Consider the following 22,678-nt stretch of genomic DNA (forward strand, 5'->3'; position numbering starts at 1 on the left):
GCCTGACCTTGACGGTGCACAGCCTGCCAAGCTCCCAAGGCCTGGCCGACGCGCAGCGTCAGCGCGGCGGTCGGCTGCGCATGCTGCTGGTGCTGGCGGCCTGTGCTGCGCCGGTCGTGGCGTCCTACTTCACCTTCTATGTGATCCAGCCGCGCGGTTCGGCCTACAGCGAGTTGATCCACCCGACCGTGGATCTGCCGCCGGCTTTGCACCTGCAAGATTTGCAGGGCAAGCCGGTTGCCGCCGAAAGCCTCAAAGGCCAGTGGTTGCTGACCCTGGTGCAAGAGGGCGACTGCGACGAGGCCTGCGAGCGCCGCTTTTTCATGCAGCGCCAGCTGCGCGAGATGCTGGGCAAGGAGCGCGACAAGGTCGACAAGCTCTGGCTGCTGCCCGAGGACTCGCCTCTGCCCAAACCTGAGCTGATCCATGCGCTGACGGCCGGCGTGCCGGTGACCATCTTGCGTGCGCCGCGTGCCGAGCTGGAAGCCTGGCTCAAGCCCGCCGCCGGTCAGACCCTGAAGGATCACGTCTATCTGGTCGACCCCATGGGCCGCTGGATGATGCGCTCGCCGCCGCAGCCGGACCCGTCCAAGCTCAAGGGCGATCTGACCCGCTTGCTCAAGGCCAATGCGGGCTGGGACAAGGAAGGGCGCTGAGCCGCAGCGGCTTTGGTGCATGTGCAGGGCGAAAAGGGCCATATGTTCGATCTCTCTCCTCTGTGGCAGCTGGCGGGCCTGGGCGCGCTGATCGCCTGCGGCCCCTTGCTGTGGCTGCGTTTGCGCTCGCGCGCGGCCACGCCGGGCCAGCGCTTGCGTGCGCTCACGGTGCTGACGCTGTTTTTGACCTTTGATCTGGTGCTGTTCGGCGCCTTCACCCGGCTCACCGATTCCGGCCTAGGCTGCCCCGATTGGCCGGGCTGTTATGGCAGCGCCAGCCCACTGGGGGCGCGTGACGAAATCCATGCCGCCCAGACCGCCTTGCCCAGCGGCCCGGTGACGCACGGCAAGGCCTGGGTGGAAATGATCCACCGCTATCTGGCCAGCAGCGTTGGCGTGCTGATCCTGGTGCTGTGCGTGATGAGCTGGCGCCATTGGCTGCGCCGAGAGCAGGAGCAGGCAACAGGTCAGGGAGGCAGCGCGGTGGGTGTCGTCTCGCCGGCCTGGGCCAGCCTGACCCTGGTCTGGGTGTGCATGCAGGGGGCCTTCGGGGCGCTGACGGTGACCATGAAGCTGTTCCCGGCCATCGTCACCTTGCACCTGCTGGGCGGCATGGGTTTGCTGATGCTGCTGGCCTGGCAGGCCCAGGGTTACAGCCCCAAGCCCTTGCGCCTGAACCCGGGTCTGCGTGCCGGCGCCTGGGTGTTGATGCTGCTGAGCGTGCTGCAGGTGGCCTTGGGTGGCTGGGTCAGCACCAACTATGCGGTGCTGGCCTGTTCGGAGTTTCCGGCCTGCCAGCCGGGCCAGTGGTGGCCGGCCATGGACTTTGAGCATGGCTTCACCCTGTGGCGCGAGCTCGGGGTGGGTAAGGGTGGCGGCTGGTTGCCCTTTGAAGCCTTGACCGCCATCCACATGACCCACCGCTTGGGTGCCTTGCTGGTGTTCAGCGTCTTGTTGCTGTTTGCCTGGCGTCTGGCCGCTTCTGGTGAAGCAGGCCCCTGGCCGCGGCGTTTGCTGCTGGTGGCGGGTTGGCAGTTGCTCAGCGGCATGTCCAATGTGGTGCTGGATTGGCCCATGCTGGCGGCCCTGGCCCACACCGGCGGTGCCGCGATGCTGTTGACCTTGTTGGCGGCACTGCTGGCCCAGATCGAGCAAGGCCAGCGCTCGACGCGTGTGCAGGCCCTGCCAATCCGGCCCGTGGCTGCTTAGCGGCGCTGCTTTTTGTGGCTCTGCGCGCTGGAGCCACGCTGAAATTTGTTTGCGCAGATCGCTGCTCAGCCCCCGAATCCCGATACCCTGATTCCTTATGTCTTCTACGCCCTCCGTCACCGCTGCCGTGCCCACCGCCTCGCGCTGGCAGCAGTTCTACCAACTGACCAAGCCACGGGTGGTGCAGCTGATCGTGTTTTGCGCCGTCATCGGCATGGCCCTGGCCGTGCCCGGCATGCCCAGTGGCGCGCAGTGGATCAGCATTGGGGCTGCCACTGTGGGCATCTGGCTGGTGGCGGGCGCGGCTGCGGCCTTCAACTGCCTGATCGAGCAGCAGATCGATGCCAAGATGAAGCGCACCGCCTGGCGCGCCACGGCCAAGGGCCAGCTGAGCCGCGCGCAGACCTTGACCTTCTCGGCTCTCCTGTGCGGCATCGGCTCGGCGATTCTGTGGGTCTGGGTCAATCCGCTGACCATGTGGCTGACCTTCGCCACCTTTGTCGGCTATGCCGTCATCTACACCGTCATCCTCAAGCCCATGACGCCGCAGAACATCGTCATCGGCGGCGCCTCGGGCGCCATGCCGCCGGTGCTGGGCTGGGCTGCGCTGCGGGGCGAGGTGGGGCCGGAGGCGCTGATCCTCTGCCTGATCATCTTTCTGTGGACGCCGCCGCATTTCTGGGCCCTGGCCTTGTACCGGGTTGAGGACTACCGCAAGTCCGGCCTGCCCATGCTGCCGGTCACCCATGGCGGTGAGTACACGCGCTTGCAGATCTTTCTCTACACCTGGATCTTGCTGGCCGCGACCTTGCTGCCTTTCCTGACCGGCATGAGCGGTTGGATCTATCTGGCCAGTGCTCTGGCCCTGGGTCTGGGCTTTTGTGGTTACGCCTGGAAGCTGTGGCGTGGCTACTCGGACGAGCTGGCCCGTGCCACCTTCCGCTTCTCGATCTGGCATCTGTCGCTGCTGTTTGCGGCCTTGCTGCTCGACCACTATTTGCTGCCCTCGGGCGCTTGAGCCATGAAACGCACGACGAACTCCACCTCTTCTTCGCCCTTGCCCTCGCCCACGGGCTTGAGCCGCCGTAGCCTGGCCGCCACCGGCCTGGCCTTTGCGCTGCTGGGCAGCCTGGCCGCTTGTGACCAGCTGGGCCTAGGCGGCTCCAGCAAGCTGGCCTTCAAGGGCGTGGACCTGACCGGCGCCGAGTACGCGCGCAACCTCAACCTGCCCGATCAGGACGGCCGCAGCCGCAGCCTGGCCGACTTCAAGGGCAAGGTGGTGGTGGTGTTCTTTGGCTACACCCAATGCCCGGATGTCTGCCCCACCACCATGGCCGAGTTGGCCGAAGTCAAGCGCTCGCTGGGCGCCGATGGCGAGCGCGTGCAGGGCGTGTTCGTCTCCGTCGACCCCGAGCGCGACAGCCCCGCCTTGCTCAAGGCCTATATGGCCAGCTTCGATCCCAGTTTTGTGGCCCTGCGGGGCAGCGAAGAGCAGACCAAGGTGGCGGCCAAGGAGTTCAAGGTGTATTACGCCAAGGTGCCTGGCAAGACCCCGGAAAGCTACACACTGGACCACACCGCAGCCAGCTTCATCTTCGACCCCGAAGGCCGGGTGCGCGTGTTCTCGCGCTATGGCTCGGGCGCGCAAGCGCTGGCCGACGACATCAAGCTGCTTCTGGCGGAGAAGCGCTGAAACTCGAAGCCAGCTGGCGATTCGTCACGCCAAAAAGAAAACGGCCCCCGGAGGGGCCGTTTTTCATGGCGGGCGCGTGTCGGATCAGGCCGGAGTGAGTGCCTTGCGCATCTTCTTCATCGCCGCCACTTCGATCTGGCGGATACGCTCGGCCGACACGCCGTACTCGGCCGCCAGCTCATGCAGGGTCATGCCGCCGGACGAATCGTCGTTGACCTTGAGCCAGCGTTCTTCGACGATGCGGCGGCTGCGTTCGTCCAGTGCTTCCAGCGCGCGGCTGATACCGTCGCCGGCCAGCTCGTCGCGCGCTTGGGCTTCCAGCACGCGGGTCGGTTCCTGGCTGTCGTCGGCCAGGTAGGCGATGGGAGCGAAACTCTCGCCGTCCTCGTCGCTTTGCGGCTCGAGCGCCACATCGCCGCCGGACATGCGGGTTTCCATCTCCAGCACTTCTTCCGGCTTGACGTTCAGCTCGCGCGCCACATGGGCCAGCTGCGCTTCGCTGAGGCTGTTGCGATGGGTTTGGTCGTCGGCCTGGTCTTCCTTCATGCTGTGCTTCATCGAGCGCAGATTGAAGAACAGCTTGCGCTGGGCCTTGGTCGTGGCGACCTTGACCATGCGCCAGTTGCGCAGCACATATTCGTGGATCTCGGCCTTGATCCAATGCATGGCATAGCTGACCAGGCGTACGCCCTGGTCTGGGTCGTAGCGCTTGACGGCCTTCATCAGGCCGACATTGCCTTCCTGGATCAGGTCGCCCTGGGGCAGGCCATAGCCCATGTACTGGCGCGAGATCGACACCACCAGGCGCAGGTGAGAGAGCACCAAGCGGCCGGCGGCCTCAAGATCACCGCTGTCACGCAGACGGCGGGCGGCCGAGCTTTCCTCTTCCGGGGTCAGCAGGGGCAGGCGGTTGACGGCGGAGATGTATGCATCCAGGTTGCCGAGCGAGGGCACCAGCGACCAGGGGTCACGGACCGTCAGAGCAGTGGGTGTAGACAAAGTCATCGCTTTCTTTCGCAAGCCGAACCTCAGCGGTTCCATGAGGTCAATATTAGCACTCTCGTTTAGTGAGTGCCAAATCGCTGGGGTTATTCCAGAAAGTGGATGAATATGCGCTTTTTGGTGAGTGCGCTCGCTAACTTATAGCGGCGCATCGCCGGCTTGCGTCAGTCCAGCAGGCCGAAATCTGGGCTAACGACCATGGTGTCGATGTCCAGCAGGATCAGCATGCGCTCGCCGATCTTGCCCAGACCGGTGATGAAGCGGGCGTCCAGCGCCGCCGCCACTTCGGGTCGCGGCTTGATCTCATCGGCGCTGAGTTCCAGTACGTCGGAGACCGAGTCCACCACCACACCGACGATGCGCTGCGCCACATTGAGCACGATCACCACGGTGAAGGCGTTGTACTCGCCGCTTTGGCCCAGGCGCATGCGCAGGTCGACGATGGGCACGATGACGCCGCGCAGATTGACCACACCCTTGATGAAATCGGGCGAATGGGCGACGCGGGTGGGCGGCTCGTAGGAGCGGATTTCCTGCACTCGCAGGATGTCGATGCCGTATTCCTCGCCACCGATGCGGAAGGTCAGGAATTGCTGGGTGTCATGCCGGGCCTGGCCGGTGGCGGGCTGCAGGGCTTGGGCACCAGAGGAGGGAACCAGTTCGTTAGAGCTCATGGATCGGTGGGCTTGTCTGCGGTGAAGTCGGGGGAGGGCCGGTCATTCGTGAGAACGTCGCACACTCATTTTGCAACCATTGTGCGCCGCGCCATCGCTCGATCTGCTGCCCCCGGGCCGGGTAATTTCCCCCATGCAGTTGGCGCCTGCCGGCAGGTCAGGCCAGCGCCCAGAAAAAAGCCCCGCGCGGGCGGGGCTTTCTCGTCGCAGAGGGCTTGCGCTTGGCTCAGACGTTGAAGAGGAAGTTGAGCACGTCGCCATCCTTGACCACGTATTCCTTGCCTTCGGCGCGCATCTTGCCGGCATCCTTGGCACCTTGCTCACCTTTGTAGGTGATGAAGTCTTCATAGGCGATGGTCTGGGCGCGGATATAGCCGCGCTCAAAATCGGTGTGGATCACGCCGGCGGCTTGCGGGCCGGTGTCGCCCTTGTGGATGGTCCAGGCGCGCACTTCCTTCACACCGGCGGTGAAGTAGGTCTGCAGGCCCAGCAGGCTGAAGCCCGCGCGGATCAGGCGGTTCAGGCCCGGCTCTTCCTGGCCCATCTCGGCCAGGAACATGGCGCGGTCTTCATCGCTCATTTCCGACAGTTCGGCTTCGGTCTTGGCGCAGATGGCGACCACCGGGCCGTTCTGGGCGGCGGCGTACTCCTTCAGGCGGTCCAGGAAGGGGTTGTTCTCGAAGCCGTCTTCGGCCACGTTGCCCACAAACATGGCCGGCTTGGCCGTGATCAGGCAAAGGGGCTTGAGGATGGCCTGCTCTTCCTTGCTGAAATCGATGGTGCGCACCGGCTTGGCCTGGTCCAGCGAAGCCTGGCAGCGCTCCAGCACCTTGACCAGGGCGATGGCGTCCTTGTCACCGGCGCGGGCCACCTTGTTGTAGCGGTGCAGGCTCTTCTCGACCGTGCCCAGGTCGGCCAGGCAGAGCTCGGTCTGGATCACCTCGATGTCGGCGATCGGGTCGACTTTGCCGTTCACGTGGATCACGTTCGGGTCTTCGAAGCAGCGCACCACATTGACGATGGCGTCGGTTTCGCGGATGTGTGAGAGGAACTGGTTGCCCAGGCCTTCACCCTTGGAGGCACCGGCCACCAGGCCGGCGATGTCCACGAACTCGACGATGGCCGGCAGGATGCGCTCGGGCTTGACGATCTCGGCCAGGGCCTGCAGGCGCGGGTCCGGCAGTTCCACCACACCGACATTGGGTTCGATGGTGCAGAAGGGATAGTTCTCGGCGGCGATGCCGGCCTTGGTCAAGGCATTGAACAGGGTGGACTTGCCGACATTGGGCAGGCCGACGATGCCGCATTTGAGGCTCATGGAGGGCTTTCTGGGGAGCTGGGTTGGAGGCCGCGGTTGCGGCCGCTGAACAAGGCGGTCTGGGAGCCGGGCTGAGCCGATGGGGCGGCCGCCGGCTCGAAGCTGGGCGCGATTTTAGGCCAATGCGGAGCCGCGCTGCGCCGGCGCCGCTCCGGCCGGCCGAGTCGGGCGTGCAAAAGCAGCTTCCCCACTCGCCGCAGGCCTGGCCGGGCCTGCCTACAATGCCGCGATGCAAACATATGACGTCCTGGTGCGTGGCAGCGGCTGCGTCGGTCGCAGCTTGGCCTTGGCCCTCGGGGCCCAGGGCCTGCGCGTGGCCCTGCTCGGCAGCGCCGAAGCCACGCCCGCCCAGCGGGAGGACGTTCGCAGTTACGCGCTCAACGCTGCGGCCGTGCGACTGCTTCGCGAGCTCAAAGTTTGGGATTCCTTGCCGCCCAGCGCCCTCAGCCCGGTCTACGACATGAAGATCCACGGCGATGCGCCGGGCTCACTGCTCGAGTTCTCGGCCTGGAGTCAGGGTGTGTCGGAACTGGCCTTCATTGTGGACGCCGGTGCGCTGGAACAACAACTGGCCGTGGCTTTGCGCTTTGCGCCCCATGTGCAGCTGGTGGACTCCCCGGTGCCCGCCGCGCTGACGGCACTCTGTGAAGGCCGTGCCTCGGCTGCACGGGCCGAGCTGGGCGTGAAATTCGAACTCAACAGCTATGGGCAGCGCGGCATTGCGGCCCGCCTGCGCTGCGATCGGCCGCACCAGGGCGTGGCCCGGCAATGGTTCCGCTCGCCCGATGTGCTGGCCTTGCTGCCCATCGCGGCGCCGGAGGCGGGCGCTTCCTATGGTTTGGTCTGGTCGGTGCCGGAGGCTCGGGCCGAGGAGCTTCTGGCGCTGGATGAGGCCAGTTTTGAAGCGGCGCTGAATGACATCTGTGGCGCCGAGGTCGGTGCGCTGAGCCTGGCCAGCGCACGCGGTACGTGGCCGCTGGCCTTGGCTCGTGCCGAGCCGGTTCAGGGGCCCGGCTGGGTCTTGTTGGGCGACGCGGCGCATCTGGTGCATCCGCTGGCCGGCCAGGGTTTGAACCTGGGTCTGGCGGACGTGGCGGCCTTGGCCCGCGTGTTGGCCGGGCGCGAAAGCTGGCGCCCTTTGGGCGACGAGCGTCTTTTGCGCCGCTATGCTCGCGAGCGCCAACTGGACACCTGGGCCATGGGCGAGCTGACCGACGGGCTGCTGCGATTGTTTGCCAGTGATCTGGAGCCGGTGCGCCGTTTGCGCAACCAGGGCCTGAGCACCTTGAATACCCTTTCCCCCTTGAAGCGCTGGCTCACAGCGCGGGCGCTTGGCGCCTGAGACCTCCCCAACTTCTTCTCCATGAGTCTGACAACAATGCTGAACTTGAAGACCCTGGCGGTGGCGAGTCTCGCCGCCAGCCTGCCCTTGGTGGCCGCAGCCAACGAAGCGGTGATCCGCAAGAGCCTGGGCGAGAAGTTGCCCGGCATGCCCAAGATCGAGGAGGTGCGGCAAAGCGCGCTGCCGGGTTTGTGGGAAGTGCGCATCGGCAACGAGATCCGCTACACCGACCCGACCGGCAGCTATCTGGTCGAGGGCGAGCTGATCGATCTGCGCACCCGCAAGAACCTCACCGAAGAGCGCCTGAACAAGATCAACCAGGTCGACTTTGCGGCACTGCCCTTGAAGGACGCCGTGGTCTGGAAGAACGGCAACGGCAAGCGCCGCATCGCCGTGTTTGCCGACCCGAATTGTGGCTACTGCAAGCGCTTCGAACGCGCCCTGCAAGACGTCAAGGACATCACCGTCTACACCTTCCTGGTGCCCATCCTCGGTGGTGACTCCGCGGAAAAGGCACGCTCGATCTGGTGCGCCAAGGACGCTACGGTCAGTTGGCAAGGCTGGATGTTGGACGGCAAGGCGCCGGTCAAACCGCTCGCTGCCTGCGACGATGGCGCCATCGAACGCAATACGGCCATGATGCGCCGCTTCCACGTCAATGGCACGCCGGCCATCTTCTTTGAAGACGGCAGCCGCGTGCCGGGCGCCCTGGGGGCCGAGCAGTTGGAGAAGCGACTCCAGGCCGTGTCCGCCACCAAGTCCTGAGCCAGCCAACTGGCAGCGGCTGCAGCGGCTGAGTGATTCAGCAGGGCTTCAGCCGCTTTTTCTTGCCGCTGGCCGGGGCCCTCGCTGAATGGCCCCTGAATTCTTGTTGACCCGGAGCATCCCTGCATGTCTGCCGCCCCTAGTGCCGAGCCCCCCAAGCCGATGAACACGCTCTCTCCTCTGCCATTGCACCCGGTGGCATTGAAGCTGGGACATCTGGGCCTCCTTCCCTTTGTGGCCGGGGCCGTGCTGATCTGGCTGATCGGTGACCGCAACCTCGAGGCCCATGCCTTCGTGACCCTGGCCACTTCGGCCTATGCGGCCTTGGTGATCTCATTTCTCGGCGGCATCTACTGGGGATTTGCTTTTCGCATGCCCGAGGCCACGGCCCAGCCCTTTGTCTGGGGCATCATGCCCTCGCTGGGCGCCTGGGTGGCGGTGGTGATGCCAGCCTATGCCGGCCTGGTCTTGCAAGGCGGCATGTTGATCATTTGCTATCTGGTGGATCGTCGGCTTTACCCCGCGTTTGGCGCTGCAGCATGGCTGACCTTGCGTTTCCGTCTGAGCGCAGGCGCTGCCCTGTGCTGCTTCCTGGCGGCGGCAGGGAGCTGAGACCGTGGCCGATATTCGTTATCGCATCGAGCTCGATCGGGCGCGCGAACACCAGTTCCTGGTCACCCTGACCTTGGCCGCACCGGCGGCCGAGCAGACCGTCAGTCTGCCGGCCTGGATTCCGGGCAGCTATCTGCTGCGTGAGTTCGCTCGCCACCTGAGCGGCCTCACGGCCAGCCAGGGCAGCCGCGAGCTGGAGCTGGAGCAAGTGGACAAGGCCAGCTGGCGCGTCGCGTGCAGCGGCCGCAGCGCCTTGGTGCTGCGCTACCGTGTTTATGCATTTGATCCTTCGGTGCGCGCCGCCTTTCTGGACGCCGAGCGCGGCTTCTTCAACGGCAGCAGCCTGTGCCTGCGTATCCATGGACGCGAAGACCAGCCTCATGTGCTGGAACTGGCCGGCTTGCCCGAGGGCTGGCAGGTGGCCACAGCGATGCCGCAGAACGCCGATGGCAGCTATGTCGCGGCCGACTATGACGAGTTGATCGATCATCCCTTTGAGCTGGGGTGCTTCTGGCAGGCGCGGTTCAGTGCCTGCGGCGTGGAGCATCAGCTGGTGGTCAGCGGCGCCTTGCCGTCCTTTGATGGCGAGCGCCTGCTGGCTGACACCCAGCGCATCTGCGAGGCGCAGATCCAGTTCTGGCATGGCCCGATGGGCAAGCGGCGCAGCCCCTTGCCCTTTGAGCGTTATGTCTTCTTCCTGAATACCGTGGACGAGGGCTATGGCGGTCTGGAGCACCGCGCCAGCACGGCCTTGCTGTCACCGCGCCGGGATCTGCCGCGTCATGGTCAGACCGAAAGCAGCGAGGGCTATGTCCGCCTGCTCGGCTTGATCAGCCACGAGTACTTTCACACCTGGAACGTCAAGCGCCTGCGTCCGTCCAATTACCTGCGCCTGGATTACGCCCAGGAGAACTACACCGAGCTGCTGTGGTTCTTCGAGGGCTTCACTTCCTACTACGACGAGTTGATGCTGGTGCGCACCGGCCTGATCGACGAGTCGCGCTACCTCAAGCTGCTTTCCGCCACCCTCAGCGGTGTGCTCGCGACGCCGGGGCGCAAGGTGCAGAGCGTGGCCATGGCCAGCTTCGATGCCTGGGTCAAGTACTACCGCCAGGATGAGAACTCGCCCAACAGCACCATCAGCTATTACGGCAAGGGCGCTTTGCTGGCCCTGGCCTTGGATTTGACCCTGCGTCTGCGGCATGCCGATGGAGAGCCCGCCACCAGTCTCGATGAGCTGATGCGGGGGCTGTGGCAGCGTCATGCGGCGGGAGAGGGAGCCACGGGCGGAATCCGCGAGGCCGACATCCTGAATCTGTTGGCTGAGCTGGGTGGGCCGGCTGTCGCTCAGCAGTTGGCGCAGTGGGTGCATGGCACCGAGGATCTGCCCTTGCTGCCCTTGTTTGAGCGCCTGGGCGTGCAACTGCGCGCAGACAAGCAAACCCTGGCGCAGCGCCTGGGCCTGCGTCTCAATGACGCCAACGGCCCGATCAGTGTCAAGCAGGTGCTGGCGGGCTCGGCCGCTGCCACCTCGGGCCTATGTGCCGGCGATGAAATCATCGGCTGCCAGGGCTGGCGCCTGCGCCGCCTTGATGACGCCTTGCTGACCCTGGCGCCGGGACAGCAGGAGCTGCAACTGCTGGTGTCGCGCGACCAGCGCCTGCTTGAATTGCGGCTCGATGTGCCGAGCAGCAGCGCGGGGGCCACCGTCAGCTCCAGCACCACGCCTGTGCAGCTGTGCCTGGCCGACAAGGCGCCCGCGCGTGCACTGAGCCTGCGCCGGGCATGGCTGACGGGCTGATTCAGCTGACCCGCGGGGGGCAGCCATTGGCAGCGCGCCGCTCCTGGTGGCTACCGGCCGCCTTGACGCTGCCGGTGCTGGTCCTGCACGGCTGTCTGGGTGAGGCCGTCCTCGATATGCACCAGCGCTGGACCGATCTGGCGGAGATGCCGCCCAGGCTCAGCGTCAGCTATGTGCGCGAGTTGAAGCAGAGTCGACCGCCTGCCGCGCCGGCCGCAGCACCGGCACCCTTGCGGCCGGTGAGCAAGAAGCCGCTCGGGGCGGCGCCCGCCCATGCGCAGGCGGCTTCGGCACCCGTGCCGGAGCTGGCACAACCGGAGCTCGACAAGGCCTTGCTGCCCGAACCTGCTGCCAGCAGGCCCGAGCTTGAACCGGTCCCGCCCTTGCCTGAGCTGGCGGCCAGTGCCGAAGCTGCTGCTGCTGCGAGCCAAGCCGCACTTTCAGCGGTAAGCCAGGCCTCAGCCGAGGGCCCAAGCTTTCAACCCGGCCCCGAATGGCCGCCCTCGACCCGTTTGCGTTACGACTTGACCGGCAATTACCGCGGTGCCGTCACCGGCGAGGCACAGGTGGAATGGATCCGCGAGGGCAGTCGCTACCAGGTGCATCTGGACGTTTCGGTGGGTCCCAGCTTTGCGCCCTTGATCTCGCGCCGTATGAGCAGCGATGGCCGTCTGACGCCCGATGGCATCGCCCCGCAACGGTATGACGAGGACACGCGGGTGCTGTTCAGCAGCCGGCGTCGCGTCAGCGTGCTCTTTCAGGGGGATCAGCTGACGCTGGGCAATGGTCGGGTCGAGCCGTCCGCGCCCGGCATGCAGGATGCCGCCAGCCAGTTCGTGCAGCTGACCTGGCTGTTTCTGACCGGCCGCCAGAGCTTGCGCGAAGGCCTTGTGCTGGAACTGCCGCTGGCCCTGCCGCGCCGCCAGTACCGTTGGCGCTACGAGGTGCTGGGGCGCGAAACCCTGGCCACGCCCATGGGCGAGCTCGACACCTGGCATCTCAAGCCCTCGGTGGTGGCCGGCGGTGGCGACCTGACCGCCGAAGTCTGGCTGGCGCCCACCTTGCAATACCTGCCCGTGCGCCTGCGCATCCGCCAGGACGAACAGACCTACATCGATCTCATGCTCAAGGCGCCGCCGGCCCAGGCGGCCGAGGGCTCGCCTGCCCCAGCGCCTATAGTGAAGCCCAAGATCGAGACCCCGAACCCCAACCTTCCCTGAGCCAAGGAGTGAGACTCATATGAGCAGTTACGAATGCATCATCACCGCCGTGCACGGCGACGGCCCGCGCAAGACCGCCCTGATCACCCTGAACCGCCCCAAGGCCTTGAACGCGCTGAGCGATCCGCTGTTCGACGAGCTGGGCGAGGCCCTGCTGGCTTTTGATGCCGACGACAGCATCGGCTGCATCGTGCTGACCGGCTCCGAGCGTGCCTTCGCCGCCGGTGCCGACATCCCGACCCTGGCCCAGCACGACTTCCAGAGCGCCGTGCGCACCGACATGATCACGCGCAACTGGGAGCACATCCTGCGCGTGAAGAAGCCGGTAATCGCAGCCGTGGCCGGCTTCGCCCTGGGTGGCGGCTGCGAGCTGGCCATGATGTGCGACTTCATCATCGCGGCCGACACCGCCAAGTTCGGCCAGCCGGAAGTGAAGCTCGGCGTGACGCCGGGTGCCGGCGGTACCCAGCGCCTGCCGCGCGCCGTGGGCAAGGCCAAGGCCATGGACCTGCTGCTGACCGCCCGCATGATGGACGCGACCGAGGCCGAGCGCAGCGGCCTGGTCTCACGCGTGGTGCCGGCGGACAAGCTGCTGGAAGAAACCCTGGCGGCCGCCGAGGCCATCAACGGCTTCAGCGCCCCGGCCCTGCAGCTGATCAAGGAGCTGGTCAACCGCAGCTTCGAGAGCGGCTTGAAAGAAGGCGTCACCTCGGAGCGACGTGTTTTCCATGCGGTGTTTGGCACCGACGACCAGCGCGAGGGCATGGATGCGTTCTTGAACAAGCGGCCGCCAGTCTTCAAGCACGGCAAGCGCTGAACACCGGCGCTGAAATAAAAAAGGGGAGGCCATGGCCTCCCCTTCTTTTGATGCCCGTCGCTTGAGCGATCAGGCCTCGCGGCGCAGCGCCGGGAACAAGATGATGTCGCGGATGCTGGGCGAATCGGTGATCAACATCATCAGGCGGTCGATGCCGATGCCGCAGCCGCCGGTCGGGGGCATGCCGTATTCCAGGGCGCGGATGAAGTCGGCGTCAAAGAACATGGCTTCTTCGTCGCCAGCGTCCTTGTTGGCCACCTGGGCGTGGAAGCGTGCGGCCTGGTCTTCGGCGTCATTCAGCTCGGAGAAGCCATTGGCGTACTCGCGGCCGGTGATGAAGAGCTCGAAGCGCTCGGTGATCTTGGGGTTGCTGTCCGAGGCGCGGGCCAGCGGTGACACCTCGACGGGGTAATCGATGATGAAGGTCGGCTGCCAGAGTTTCTCTTCCACCACGGCCTCGAACATGCCGAATTGCAGCTCGGGCAGGGTCCAGTGCTTGGGGGCTTCTTCGCCCAGATCCTTGAGCTTGGCGCGCAGCAGCTCGGCGTCGTCGGCCTCGGCCTCGCTCAGGCCGGCATGCACGACCAGGGATTGGCGCACCGAGAGGCGAGCAAAGGGCTCGTCCAGATGCACGTCCTTGCCGGCGTAGCTGACGCGGGCATTGCCGGTGGCGGCGCGCGCGGCGTGGCGCAACACTTCCTCGGTGAAGTCCATCAGATCATGGTGCGTCCAGTAGGCCGCATAGAACTCCATCATCGTGAACTCGGGGTTGTGACGGACCGAGATGCCTTCGTTGCGGAAGTTGCGGTTGATCTCGAAAACGCGCTCGAAGCCGCCCACGATCAGGCGCTTGAGGTAGAGCTCGGGCGCGATGCGCAGGTACATCTCCTGGTCCAGCGCGTTGTGGTGGGTGATGAAGGGCTTGGCGTTCGCGCCACCCGGGATCGGGTGCAGCATCGGCGTTTCCACTTCCAGGAAGCTGTGCTCGACCATGAAGCTGCGGATCGAGGACACGGCCTTGGAGCGGGCAATGAAGCGCGCGCGTGCATGCTCGTCGGTGATCAGGTCGACGTAGCGCTGGCGGTACTTCTGCTCCTGGTCGGCCATGCCGTGGAATTTGTCCGGCAAGGGGCGCAAGCTCTTGGTCAGCAGGCGCAAGGTGGTGACGCGCACCGACAGCTCGCCGGTCTTGGTCTTGAAGAGCTGGCCTTCGGCGCCGACGATGTCGCCCAGGTCCATGTGCTTGAAGGCGTCGTAGCTTTCCTCGCCGACCCCGTCCTTGGTGACGAAGAGCTGGATGCGGCCGGTCGCGTCCTGCAGGGTGCCGAAGGAGGCCTTGCCCATCACGCGCTTGAGCATCAGGCGGCCCGCCACCGAGACGGCCACGGCCTGCGGCTCCAGCGTTTCATTGTCCAGATCGCCGTAACGCTGGTTCAGCGGCAGGGCGCGGTGCTGGGGTTTGAAATCGTTGGGGAAGGGAACGGCGGTCTTGGCGCGCAGCGCGGCCAGTTTCTCGCGGCGTTCGGTGATCAGCTGGTTCTCGTCCTGGGCTGCAGGGGCGTGGTGCGGAGCGGGAGGGGTGTGCTGGGTCATCATCAACTCGTTGAATTTGCTCCGATTTTAGGCGCAGTGGCGTGATCGTCCGAGCCCGGCTCTTAGAATCCGTCCTCCGCCGCCCTGAGTTCAGGGCGTTTTTGCGCTGTATTTCTGTCCCCGCGATGAGCCTGCCCACTCCCATCCTTGATCGGCCGATCCGCTTCGCCCTGGTGGGTTGTGGGCGCATCTCCAAGAACCACATCGAGGCCATCCAGGCACATCAAGGCCGTGCTGAGCTGGTGGCGGTCTGTGACCACAAGCCTGAGCACCTGGCGGCTGCCCAGGCTTTGACGGGGGCGCCGGGCTTTGTGTCGCTGGATGCCTTGCTGGCCTCGGATTGCGCGCCCGATGTGGTGGTGTTGGCCACGCCCAGTGGCCTGCATCCCCAGCAAGCCATGCAGGTTGCCGCCGCCGGAATCCATGTGCTCAGCGAGAAGCCCATGGCCACCAAATTCGACGAGGGCATGGCCATGGTGCGGGCCTGTCGTGATGCCGGCGTCAAGCTCTTTGTGGTCAAGCAGAACCGCCTCAACGCCACCGTGCAGCGGGTCAAGCAGGCCATCGAGCAAGGTCGCTTTGGCCGCATCTACCTGTCCACAGTCAATGTGTTTTGGACGCGGCCGCAGAGCTATTACGACGCGGCGCCCTGGCGCGGCCGCTGGGACCTGGACGGTGGCGCCTTCATGAACCAGGCCAGCCATTACGTTGATTTGCTCGATTGGCTGGTCGGCCCGGTGGACAGCGTCCATGCCTACACCGCCACCCTGGCCCGCGACATCGAGGCCGAGGACACCGGCGTGATGAGCGTGCGCCTGCGCCATGGCGGCCTGGGTTCCATCAATGTGACCATGCTGACCTTCCCGCAGAACCTGGAGGGTTCGATCACCATCCTCGGTGAAAAGGGCACGGTCAAGATTGGTGGCACGGCGGTCAACAAGATCGAGCATTGGCAGTTTGCCGAGCCGCATCCCGACGACGAAGCGGTGCAAAAAGCCAGCTATGAAACCGGCAGCGTCTACGGCTTTGGCCATCCGCTGTACTACGACAACGTGATCAAGACGCTGCGCGGTGAGGCCAGCGCGCAGGTGGACGGTTATGAGGGCCTGCGTTCGCTGGAGATCCTGATCGCCGCCTATCGCAGCGCGCGGGACGGCCAGCGTGTCGGTCTGCCCCTGGTGTTTTGAGTCAGGTCATCTCATGAGTTTTTGGAAGCATGACAGCGCCATCGTCGACGACGGTGCGCAGCTGGGCGAGGGCAGCAAGGTCTGGCATTTCGCCCATGTGAGCGCGGGTGCCCGCATCGGTGCGCGTTGCTCGCTGGGGCAGGGCGTGTACGTGGGCAATGATGTGCGCATCGGCGACAACGTCCGCATCCAGAACAACGTCTCGGTCTACGACGCGGTGACCCTGGAGGACGATGTCTTCTGTGGCCCCAGCATGGTCTTCACCAATGTCTACAACCCGCGCGCCGCAGTGGCGCGCAAGGCCGAGTACCGCCGCACGCTGATCAAGCGCGGCGCCACCCTGGGCGCCAACTGCACAATCGTCTGTGGCAGCACGGTCGGCGCCCATGCCTTCATCGGCGCGGGGGCGGTGGTGCAGAAGGATGTGGCCGACTTCGCCTTGATGGTGGGTGTGCCGGCCCGGCGTATTGGCTGGATGAGCCGCTTCGGCGAGCGCCTGGAATTCGACGCCCAGGGGCGGGCGCAGTGCCCGCATACGGGCGATACCTACGAACTGCAAGCTGATGGCGCACGCTGTGTGCTCGTGACAGAAGGAAGCCTCGCGTGAGCACGACGAATGCCCTGCCTTTCATCGATCTCAAGGCGCAGTACGCCGCGTTGAAGACCCGCATCGACGCCCGCATCCAGCAGGTGCTGGACCATGGCCAGTACATCATGGGCCCCGAGGTCAAGGAGCTGGAAACGCAGCTGGCTGCCTACGTCGGCGTCAAGCACTGCATCACCGTCTCCAGCGGCACCGAGGCCTTGTTGATCGCGCTGATGGCGCTGGATCTGAAGCCCGGCGACGAGGTCATCACCACCCCGTTCACCTTTGCGGCGACGGCCGAAGTCATCGTCCTGCTGGGTGCGGTGCCGGTGTTTGTGGACATTGAGCCCGACACCTGCAATATCGATGCACGCTTGGTCGAGGCCGCCATCACGCCGCGCACCCGGGCCATCATGCCTGTCAGCCTGTACGGTCAGGTCTGCGATCTGGATGAGATCAATGCGATTGCGGCGCGTCATGGCGGCATCCCCGTGATCGAAGACGCAGCGCAGAGCTTCGGCGCCAGCTACAAGGGCAAGAGGAGCTGTGGCTTGTCGACCTTCGGCGCCACCAGCTTCTTCCCCAGCAAACCCCTGGGTTGCTACGGTGATGGCGGCGCCCTGTTCACCAACGACGATGCACTGGCGCAGGCCGCGCGCGAGATTCGCGTGCACGGCCAGAGTCAGCGCTACACCCACACCCGTGTGGGCGTGGGCGGCCGCATGGACACCTTGCAGTGCGCCATCGTCCTGGCCAAGCTCGAACGTTTCGATTGGGAGATTGCGCAGCGGCTCAAGGTCGGCGCGCGCTACCAGGCTTTGCTGGCCGATTTGCCAGCGTCGCTGGGGCTTCAGCGCCTGGTGGTGCGCGAGGATCGCGACTGTGTCTGGGCCCAGTTCACCCTGCACCTCGATGCCCGTGAAGCGGTGCAGAAAGCACTGCAGGCCGCCGGGGTGCCGACCGCGGTGCATTACCCCAAGCCCATGCACCAGCAGCCTGCCTACGCTGTCTACGGACGCGGCCAGAGCTTCCCGGAGGCCGAAAAGGCTGCGCGCCGGGTGATGAGCCTGCCCATGAGTGCCGACCTGAGCGAAGCCCAGCAGGATCAGGTGCTGGCCGCGCTGCGCCAGGCGCTGATCGAGCTCGCGGCGCTCAGTCCCGCCTGAGCGCAATGCGCTCGGGCCTGCTCCGCTCCACCCTGACCCTGCTGGCCGGGGGCGTGCTCGCCCAGGCTCTGCCTTTGTTGCTGGGGCCTTGGCTGACGCGGATCTACAGCCCGGAGGAGTTTGGCCAGTTCGCCAGCCTGTGGGCGCTGGCAGCCAATTTGTCGGTGGTGGCCTGCGCCCGCTATGAGTTCGCCCTGCCGCTGGAGACCGAGGAGGCGGACGCCGCGGTGCTGATGGCCTTGTGTGCCCGGCTCTTGCTGGCCATGACTGGTGTGGCGGCGCTGGTGGGCTTGATCATGGCTTGGCTCGCAGAGCCGGCGCAGGGCCCGGCCTTGCTTTTGCCGTTGGCGGTGCTGGCGGGCGGGCTGAGCCAGTGGCTCACGCTCTGGGCCAGCCGGGAGGGGCGCTTCAGTGCCACGGCCCTGGCCCGCGTGCTGCAGTATGGCGGCGCGGCGCTGTTGCAGCTGGGTCTGGGGCTGCTGGCCTTCGGGGTTTGGGGCTTGCTGCTCGGGCCCATCGTCGCGGGTATCGCTGCGGCCCTGGTCTTGGCCCGGCCGGCGCCGGCCGGTGGCTGGCAGATGCTGTGGCGCCAGCCCTGGGCGGAGCTGCGGACCATGGCGCGACGCCATCGCGAGTTCCCTCTGCTCAACACGCCCCATGCCTTTGCCGGGGCCCTGCAGGACAGTCTGGCGCTGTTTTTGTTGGTGTGGTGGCTCGGTGATGCCTCTGCCGGCTTTTGGGCCTTGGCCTTGCGCTATCTGAAGGCGCCGGCGGGATTGGTGGGCAGTGCCTTGTCGCAGCCGCTGTACACCCGCTTGGTGGCCTTGCAGACCGTCGAACAGGCGCGCCAGCTGGTGCAGCGCCTGCTGCTGCTGCTGCTGGCCCTCGGCTTGAGTTTGGCGGCCTTGCTGATGGTCTGGGGGCCAGATCTGTTCGTCTGGCTGTTCGGCGAGCGCTGGCGCGAGGCCGGCCAATTGGCCCGCGCGCTGGCGCCCTACATTGCCTTGCATTTCGTCGCCTCGCCGCTGTCGGTGGCCACGCTGGCCTGGGGGCAGCAGGCCTGGGCGCTGCGCCTGGCGCTGTGGGGGCAGATGGCCTTTGCCCTGGGCTTGGGGCTGGGCCTGTTCTGGGGCGGCTTGATCGGCGCGGCCTGGGGGGTGTCTGCGATGATGTCGGCCTATTTCACGTACTTTTTCCTGGCCTTGCCCGCCCGCGCTGCCGTGGTTCCGGCGCGTGCGAGCTTGAGTTGAGCCCTTCGCCCGTTTTGTTCCGCCGTCCTGCTTGTTTGCTTGATCGAGAGATGAACCGACCTTCCCCGTCCCCTGACACCTTGCCTGCCGCGCCCCTGTGGCGGCGCGCCTGGCAGCCGCTCAAGCTGCTGGCTTCGCGCCTGTGGGGCACGCGCATGGTCTGGGGCTTTGTGCGCGGTGACGGGGTCTTTCTGCCCAACACCCGCATCAGCAATACCAGCGAGGTGTTCGACCGGCCAGCGCTGGACGTGGGCGACCATGTGTTCATCGGCCACTTCAGCGTGCTCGATGCCAGTGGCGGGCTGCACATCGGCGAGGGCTGCCAGATCGGCTTTTTCACCGGCTTGTTCAGCCACTCCAGCCATGCGGCCATCCGCCTCTATGGCCGGGCCTATGTCAGCACGCCCGAGAAGCAGGCCTATTTCAGGGCGCCGGTCTCGCTCGGACCTTATTGCTTTGTCGGCGCCCATGCCACGCTGCTGCCCGGCACCCGGTTGGGCAAGGGTTGCATCGTGTCGGCCTACTCGCTGGTCAGCGGCGAGTTCCCGGATTTCGCCATCATCGCGGGCAACCCGGCCCAGCAGGTCGGTGACACGCGGCGCATGGACGCGCGCCTGCTGGCCCAGCACCCGGAACTGCAGCCGCATTACCTGGCCTGGGCCGGCGCCTTGCCGAATGCCGTCGACGAGGTGCAGGCGTGAGTGAGTTGAAGGCCTTGCGCCTGGTCTTGATCGGTGATGGCGAGAGCCCGCACCTGCTGAAATGGGCGCGGGCGCTGGCGCCGCAGGTGGAGCTGTGGGCGGCCTCTTCGCGTGGGTTTGTGCCCGAGTTTGAGGCCTTGCTCCCAGCAGCGCGGCGCTATGCGATGAACACCGACCCGGTGCATGCCGGCGGCAATGTGGCCCTGCTCAAGCAGCTGCCGGCGCTGGCGGAATGGCTGACCCGTGTCGATGCCGATTGGCTGCATGCGCATTACCTGACCTCGCACGGCACCCTGGCCTGGATGGCCCGGCGCGGCTGGCGCCTGCGCGCCCGCATCGCGGGCTCGGCCTGGGGCAGTGACATCCTCGTCACGCCCGAGCAGAGCTGGCCTTACCGTTGGCTCACCCGCAAGGTCTTGAAGGCCTGCAGCGTGTGCACCTCGGACTCGCAGCACATGACGGCCCGCATGCACGAGCTGGGCGCTGGCGAGGTGATGACCTTTCCCTTCGGCCTGGAAGCCATGCCCAAGCCACCGGCCCGCAAGCAGCCCTGGCTGTTTTTTGCCAACCGGGGGCTGGAGCCCATTTACCGGCCCGAACGCGTGATCGACACCTTCGCGGCCATTGCCCGGCAGCAGCCGGAGGCCCAGCTGGTGGTCGCCAACGACGGCTCGCTGCGTGCGGCCTTGGAGGCTCAAGCACGGGCCCTGGGCGCCGATCTGGCCGAGCGCATCCAGTTCGTTGGTCGCCTGGACGCCAAGCGCCAGGCCGAGCAGTACGCCCGCGCCCGCTGGTATCTGAGCCTGCCCCAGAGTGACTCGGTGGCGGTGTCGGTGCTGGAGGCCATGGCCCATGGCTGCGTGCCAGTGCTCTCGGATCTGCCCGCCAACCACGAACTGCTGGCGGAGCCGGGCCGCGGCCTGATCCTGGACCCAGAGAACGAGGCCGCACGCGAAGCCTTGCCGGGCCGTTTGCTGGCGCTGGACACCGCCACGGCGGCAGCCGCCAACCGCGACTGGGTGGCCCGCCATGGCTTGTTTGCACCGGCGGTGCAGCGCTTCCTGACCCGATTGAAAGAACTGTCTGCCCCGTGAAGATCCTGCTCATCAACCATTACGCCGGCTCGCCTCAGCACGGCATGGAGTTCCGCCCCTTCTACCTGGCGCGGGAATGGGTGCGACTGGGTCACCAGGTGTTGATCCTGGGCTCAGTGAAATCGCATGTGCGCGCCACCGAGCCTCAGCCGGGCGTGCAGATCATCGACGGCGTGCATTACTGCTGGTATGACACGCCCGAGTACGAGGGCAATGGGCTGGGGCGCTTGCGCAATATCGGGTCCTTCTGCCGCCAGGTCTGGGGCGATGGCAAGAACCTGGCCGAGGGTTTCCAGCCCGATGCGGTGATCGCGTCCAGCACCTACCCCATGGACATTTGGGTGGCGCGCAAGATTGCGCGTCTGGCCCGTGCGCAGCTGGTCTACGAGGTGCACGACCTATGGCCCCTGTCGCCGATCGAGCTCTCGGGCATGTCCCCGCACCACCCTTTTGCCATGCTTTGCCAGAAGGCCGAGAACGATGCCTACCGCGATGCCGATGTGGTGGTCTCCATGCTGCCCAAGGTGCATGAGCACATGGCCGCCCATGGCCTGGACCTGCGCAAGCTGCACATCGTGCCCAATGGCATTGCGCTGGATGAGTGGTCCGACACCGCGCCGCCCGCGCCGCTGCAGGGCGAGCTGGCCGCGCATCTGGATGCCTTGGCGGCGCAGGGCCAGCTGGTGCTGGGCTATGCGGGCTCGCACGGCCTGCCCAATGCGCTCGATGTGCTGCTCGACGCCGCCCGCCTGCTGCTGCAGGCGCCCGAGGGCAGTCCGGCTCGACGTGTGGCCATCGTCATGGTCGGTGGTGGGCATGAGAAGGCGCGCCTGCAGGCGCGCGTGGCGGCCGAGGGCCTGAGCCAGGTGCGCTGTTTCGATGCCATCCCCAAGGCCCAGATTCCCGCCTTGCTGGCTCGCTTTGACATCGCCTACATCGGCTGGCAGCGCACGCCGATCTACCGCTTCGGCATCGCGCCCAACAAGCTGATGGACTACATGATGGCGCGCCGGCCGGTGCTGCATTCGGTGGAGGCCGGCAACGACCCGGTGCGCGAAGCGGGCGCCGGCCTGACCGTACCGCCGGAGGACGCGCAGGCTGTGGCCGATGGCGTGCTGCGCCTGGCGGCCCTGAGCGCGGCGGAGCGCGCCGCCATGGGCGAGCGTGGCCGCGCCTTCGTGCTGGCCGAGCACAGCTATCCGGTGCTGGCGCGACGCTTTTTGTCTGCTCTGATGCCGAGGGCGGAGAGCGAGGGGCCACGGCCATGATCCAGCAGCGCCAGACCGAGCTCGACGCCATCGCCCAGCGCTACCAGCGCCGCGCAGCGGCCGGCCTGGGCGATCGCTACAGCTTGCTGCGGCCCGAGGTCTGGCAGATGCTGCAGGAGCGCCAGCGCGCTTTGCTGCGCGAGCTGGCGGTGCGGCCCGGTGCCGTGGCGGACTGGCGGCTGACCGAGGTTGGCTGCGGCGCCGGTGGCAATTTGCTGGAGTTTTTGCGCCTGGGCCTGCGGCCCGAGCATCTGCAGGGCGTCGAGTTGCTGCCCGAGCGGCACGCCGCCGCGCGCGAGTTTCTGCCCGCGGCGCTGCAGCTGCACCTGGGCGATGCCTCGGCGGCGGCCATCGAGGCACTGAGCCAGGACTTGATCCTGCAGTCCACAGTGTTCTCCTCGATTCTGAGCGACAGCGTGCAGCAGGCCGTGGCCCAGGCCATGTGGCGCTGGCTCAAGCCGGGCGGTGCCGTGCTCTGGTACGACTTCATCGTCGACAATCCACGCAATGCCGATGTGCGCGGCGTGCCGCTGGCGCGTGTGCGGGCCCTGTTCCCTGAGGCGGAGTCCATCCGCTGGCAACGCCTGACCCTGGCGCCGCCGCTGGCGCGCTGGGTGTGCCGCCTGCATCCGCAGGCCTACAGCTGGTTCAACAGCATCCCCTGGCTGCGCAGCCATGTGCTGGCTGTGATCGAGAAGAAAACGTCGTCTGTCTGAAATGTCCG

The 22,678-nt window shown here is 66.2% G+C and carries 22 protein-coding genes; 18 read left to right on the forward strand and 4 right to left on the reverse strand.

From position 1 onward, the window contains the following. The first annotated feature begins 14 nt into the window (after positions 1-14). From OOB33_RS09920 to OOB33_RS09935, 4 genes are all read left to right on the forward strand, one after another. The gene (locus OOB33_RS09920) at positions 15-656 is read left to right on the forward strand and encodes an SCO family protein (protein ID WP_333780343.1); all 642 of its coding nucleotides are present in this window, start codon (positions 15-17) and stop codon (positions 654-656) included. Between the two features lie 42 nt (positions 657-698). Further along, a complete protein-coding gene (locus OOB33_RS09925; protein WP_271008522.1) occupies positions 699-1,865 on the forward strand; it encodes a COX15/CtaA family protein in 1,167 nt (388 codons plus the stop codon). 97 nt (positions 1,866-1,962) lie between these two features. Then, entirely contained in the window at positions 1,963-2,883 is a 921-nt protein-coding gene (gene cyoE, locus OOB33_RS09930; RefSeq protein WP_271008523.1) for a heme o synthase, read from the forward strand. A 3-nt stretch (positions 2,884-2,886) separates the two neighbouring features. Further along, entirely contained in the window at positions 2,887-3,558 is a 672-nt protein-coding gene (locus OOB33_RS09935) for an SCO family protein (protein WP_271008524.1), read from the forward strand. 84 nt (positions 3,559-3,642) lie between these two features. Here the strand turns inward: OOB33_RS09935 and rpoH are convergent, their stop codons facing one another. The 3 genes from rpoH to ychF all read right to left on the reverse strand — a co-directional run bounded on the left by rpoH (position 3,643) and on the right by ychF (position 6,552). Then, complete coding sequence (gene rpoH / locus OOB33_RS09940) at positions 3,643-4,563, reverse strand: RNA polymerase sigma factor RpoH (RefSeq protein WP_271008525.1); 921 nt, start codon at positions 4,561-4,563, stop codon at positions 3,643-3,645. Positions 4,564-4,724: 161 nt separating this feature from the next. Then, on the reverse strand, positions 4,725-5,234 hold the full coding sequence (locus OOB33_RS09945; RefSeq protein ID WP_271008526.1) for a chemotaxis protein CheW: 510 nt from the start codon (positions 5,232-5,234) through the stop codon (positions 4,725-4,727). 226 nt (positions 5,235-5,460) lie between these two features. Next, positions 5,461-6,552 carry a redox-regulated ATPase YchF gene (gene ychF, locus OOB33_RS09950; RefSeq protein WP_271008527.1) on the reverse strand — a complete coding sequence of 364 codons (1,092 nt, stop codon included), beginning with the start codon at positions 6,550-6,552 and terminating at the stop codon, positions 5,461-5,463. A gap of 229 nt (positions 6,553-6,781) precedes the next feature. On the opposite strand from ychF, the gene OOB33_RS09955 reads away from it, so the two are divergent. From OOB33_RS09955 to OOB33_RS09980, 6 genes are all read left to right on the forward strand, one after another. After that, positions 6,782-7,894, forward strand: a complete 1,113-nt coding sequence (locus OOB33_RS09955) for an FAD-dependent monooxygenase (RefSeq protein ID WP_102767716.1) — start codon at positions 6,782-6,784, stop codon at positions 7,892-7,894. Between the two features lie 21 nt (positions 7,895-7,915). Beyond that, a complete protein-coding gene (locus OOB33_RS09960) occupies positions 7,916-8,659 on the forward strand; it encodes a DsbC family protein (protein ID WP_223696476.1) in 744 nt (247 codons plus the stop codon). A gap of 126 nt (positions 8,660-8,785) precedes the next feature. Beyond that, a complete protein-coding gene (locus OOB33_RS09965) occupies positions 8,786-9,271 on the forward strand; it encodes a DUF3429 domain-containing protein (RefSeq protein ID WP_102767714.1) in 486 nt (161 codons plus the stop codon). A 4-nt stretch (positions 9,272-9,275) separates the two neighbouring features. Next, positions 9,276-11,072 (forward strand): M61 family metallopeptidase, encoded by a 1,797-nt coding sequence (locus OOB33_RS09970; protein WP_271008528.1) that lies wholly within the window; start codon positions 9,276-9,278, stop codon positions 11,070-11,072. Further along, complete coding sequence (locus OOB33_RS09975) at positions 11,057-12,292, forward strand: DUF3108 domain-containing protein (RefSeq protein WP_271008529.1); 1,236 nt, start codon at positions 11,057-11,059, stop codon at positions 12,290-12,292. The genes OOB33_RS09970 and OOB33_RS09975 overlap by 16 nt, the downstream gene beginning before the upstream one ends. A 19-nt stretch (positions 12,293-12,311) precedes the next feature. Further along, positions 12,312-13,109: an enoyl-CoA hydratase gene (locus OOB33_RS09980; RefSeq protein ID WP_102767712.1), complete on the forward strand. Its 798-nt coding sequence runs from the start codon at positions 12,312-12,314 to the stop codon at positions 13,107-13,109. Between the two features lie 69 nt (positions 13,110-13,178). Here OOB33_RS09980 and lysS read toward each other — a convergent pair whose 3' ends face one another. Beyond that, positions 13,179-14,705, reverse strand: a complete 1,527-nt coding sequence (lysS, locus tag OOB33_RS09985; RefSeq protein WP_102767711.1) for a lysine--tRNA ligase — start codon at positions 14,703-14,705, stop codon at positions 13,179-13,181. Between the two features lie 122 nt (positions 14,706-14,827). On the opposite strand from lysS, the gene OOB33_RS09990 reads away from it, so the two are divergent. From OOB33_RS09990 to OOB33_RS10025, 8 genes are read left to right on the forward strand one after another with little or no spacing between them, the layout of a single operon-like run. Next, the gene (locus OOB33_RS09990) at positions 14,828-15,889 is read left to right on the forward strand and encodes a Gfo/Idh/MocA family protein (protein WP_271008530.1); all 1,062 of its coding nucleotides are present in this window, start codon (positions 14,828-14,830) and stop codon (positions 15,887-15,889) included. 13 nt (positions 15,890-15,902) lie between these two features. Next, complete coding sequence (locus OOB33_RS09995; RefSeq protein ID WP_271008531.1) at positions 15,903-16,496, forward strand: acyltransferase; 594 nt, start codon at positions 15,903-15,905, stop codon at positions 16,494-16,496. Between the two features lie 14 nt (positions 16,497-16,510). Further along, a complete protein-coding gene (locus OOB33_RS10000) occupies positions 16,511-17,641 on the forward strand; it encodes a DegT/DnrJ/EryC1/StrS family aminotransferase (RefSeq protein ID WP_271010035.1) in 1,131 nt (376 codons plus the stop codon). A 5-nt stretch (positions 17,642-17,646) separates the two neighbouring features. Then, the gene (locus tag OOB33_RS10005) at positions 17,647-18,891 is read left to right on the forward strand and encodes a lipopolysaccharide biosynthesis protein (RefSeq protein ID WP_271008532.1); all 1,245 of its coding nucleotides are present in this window, start codon (positions 17,647-17,649) and stop codon (positions 18,889-18,891) included. 50 nt (positions 18,892-18,941) lie between these two features. After that, on the forward strand, positions 18,942-19,592 hold the full coding sequence (locus OOB33_RS10010) for an acyltransferase (protein ID WP_271008533.1): 651 nt from the start codon (positions 18,942-18,944) through the stop codon (positions 19,590-19,592). Next, positions 19,589-20,686: a glycosyltransferase gene (locus OOB33_RS10015; RefSeq protein WP_271008534.1), complete on the forward strand. Its 1,098-nt coding sequence runs from the start codon at positions 19,589-19,591 to the stop codon at positions 20,684-20,686. Before OOB33_RS10010 ends, OOB33_RS10015 begins: the two co-directional genes overlap by 4 nt. Further along, positions 20,683-21,954 (forward strand): glycosyltransferase family 4 protein, encoded by a 1,272-nt coding sequence (locus OOB33_RS10020; protein ID WP_271008535.1) that lies wholly within the window; start codon positions 20,683-20,685, stop codon positions 21,952-21,954. Before OOB33_RS10015 ends, OOB33_RS10020 begins: the two co-directional genes overlap by 4 nt. After that, positions 21,951-22,670, forward strand: a complete 720-nt coding sequence (locus tag OOB33_RS10025; protein ID WP_271008536.1) for a class I SAM-dependent methyltransferase — start codon at positions 21,951-21,953, stop codon at positions 22,668-22,670. Before OOB33_RS10020 ends, OOB33_RS10025 begins: the two co-directional genes overlap by 4 nt. The last annotated feature ends 8 nt before the right edge of the window (positions 22,671-22,678 follow it).

It is taken from the genome of Paucibacter sp. B51 (assembly GCF_027863535.1).
GTDB lineage: Bacteria > Pseudomonadota > Gammaproteobacteria > Burkholderiales > Burkholderiaceae_C > Paucibacter_A > Paucibacter_A aquatilis.

Coding starts and splice junctions, on each gene's coding strand:
- OOB33_RS09925 (WP_271008522.1), top strand. CDS start 699: ATGTTCGATCTCTCTCCTCTGTGGCAGCTGGCGGGCCTGGGCGCGCTG.
- cyoE (WP_271008523.1), top strand. CDS start 1,963: ATGTCTTCTACGCCCTCCGTCACCGCTGCCGTGCCCACCGCCTCGCGC.
- OOB33_RS09935 (WP_271008524.1), top strand. CDS start 2,887: ATGAAACGCACGACGAACTCCACCTCTTCTTCGCCCTTGCCCTCGCCC.
- rpoH (WP_271008525.1), bottom strand. CDS start 4,563: ATGACTTTGTCTACACCCACTGCTCTGACGGTCCGTGACCCCTGGTCG.
- OOB33_RS09945 (WP_271008526.1), bottom strand. CDS start 5,234: ATGAGCTCTAACGAACTGGTTCCCTCCTCTGGTGCCCAAGCCCTGCAG.
- ychF (WP_271008527.1), bottom strand. CDS start 6,552: ATGAGCCTCAAATGCGGCATCGTCGGCCTGCCCAATGTCGGCAAGTCC.
- OOB33_RS09955 (WP_102767716.1), top strand. CDS start 6,782: ATGCAAACATATGACGTCCTGGTGCGTGGCAGCGGCTGCGTCGGTCGC.
- OOB33_RS09960 (WP_223696476.1), top strand. CDS start 7,916: ATGAGTCTGACAACAATGCTGAACTTGAAGACCCTGGCGGTGGCGAGT.
- OOB33_RS09965 (WP_102767714.1), top strand. CDS start 8,786: ATGTCTGCCGCCCCTAGTGCCGAGCCCCCCAAGCCGATGAACACGCTC.
- OOB33_RS09975 (WP_271008529.1), top strand. CDS start 11,057: ATGGCTGACGGGCTGATTCAGCTGACCCGCGGGGGGCAGCCATTGGCA.
- OOB33_RS09980 (WP_102767712.1), top strand. CDS start 12,312: ATGAGCAGTTACGAATGCATCATCACCGCCGTGCACGGCGACGGCCCG.
- lysS (WP_102767711.1), bottom strand. CDS start 14,705: ATGATGACCCAGCACACCCCTCCCGCTCCGCACCACGCCCCTGCAGCC.
- OOB33_RS09990 (WP_271008530.1), top strand. CDS start 14,828: ATGAGCCTGCCCACTCCCATCCTTGATCGGCCGATCCGCTTCGCCCTG.
- OOB33_RS09995 (WP_271008531.1), top strand. CDS start 15,903: ATGAGTTTTTGGAAGCATGACAGCGCCATCGTCGACGACGGTGCGCAG.
- OOB33_RS10005 (WP_271008532.1), top strand. CDS start 17,647: ATGCGCTCGGGCCTGCTCCGCTCCACCCTGACCCTGCTGGCCGGGGGC.
- OOB33_RS10010 (WP_271008533.1), top strand. CDS start 18,942: ATGAACCGACCTTCCCCGTCCCCTGACACCTTGCCTGCCGCGCCCCTG.
- OOB33_RS10025 (WP_271008536.1), top strand. CDS start 21,951: ATGATCCAGCAGCGCCAGACCGAGCTCGACGCCATCGCCCAGCGCTAC.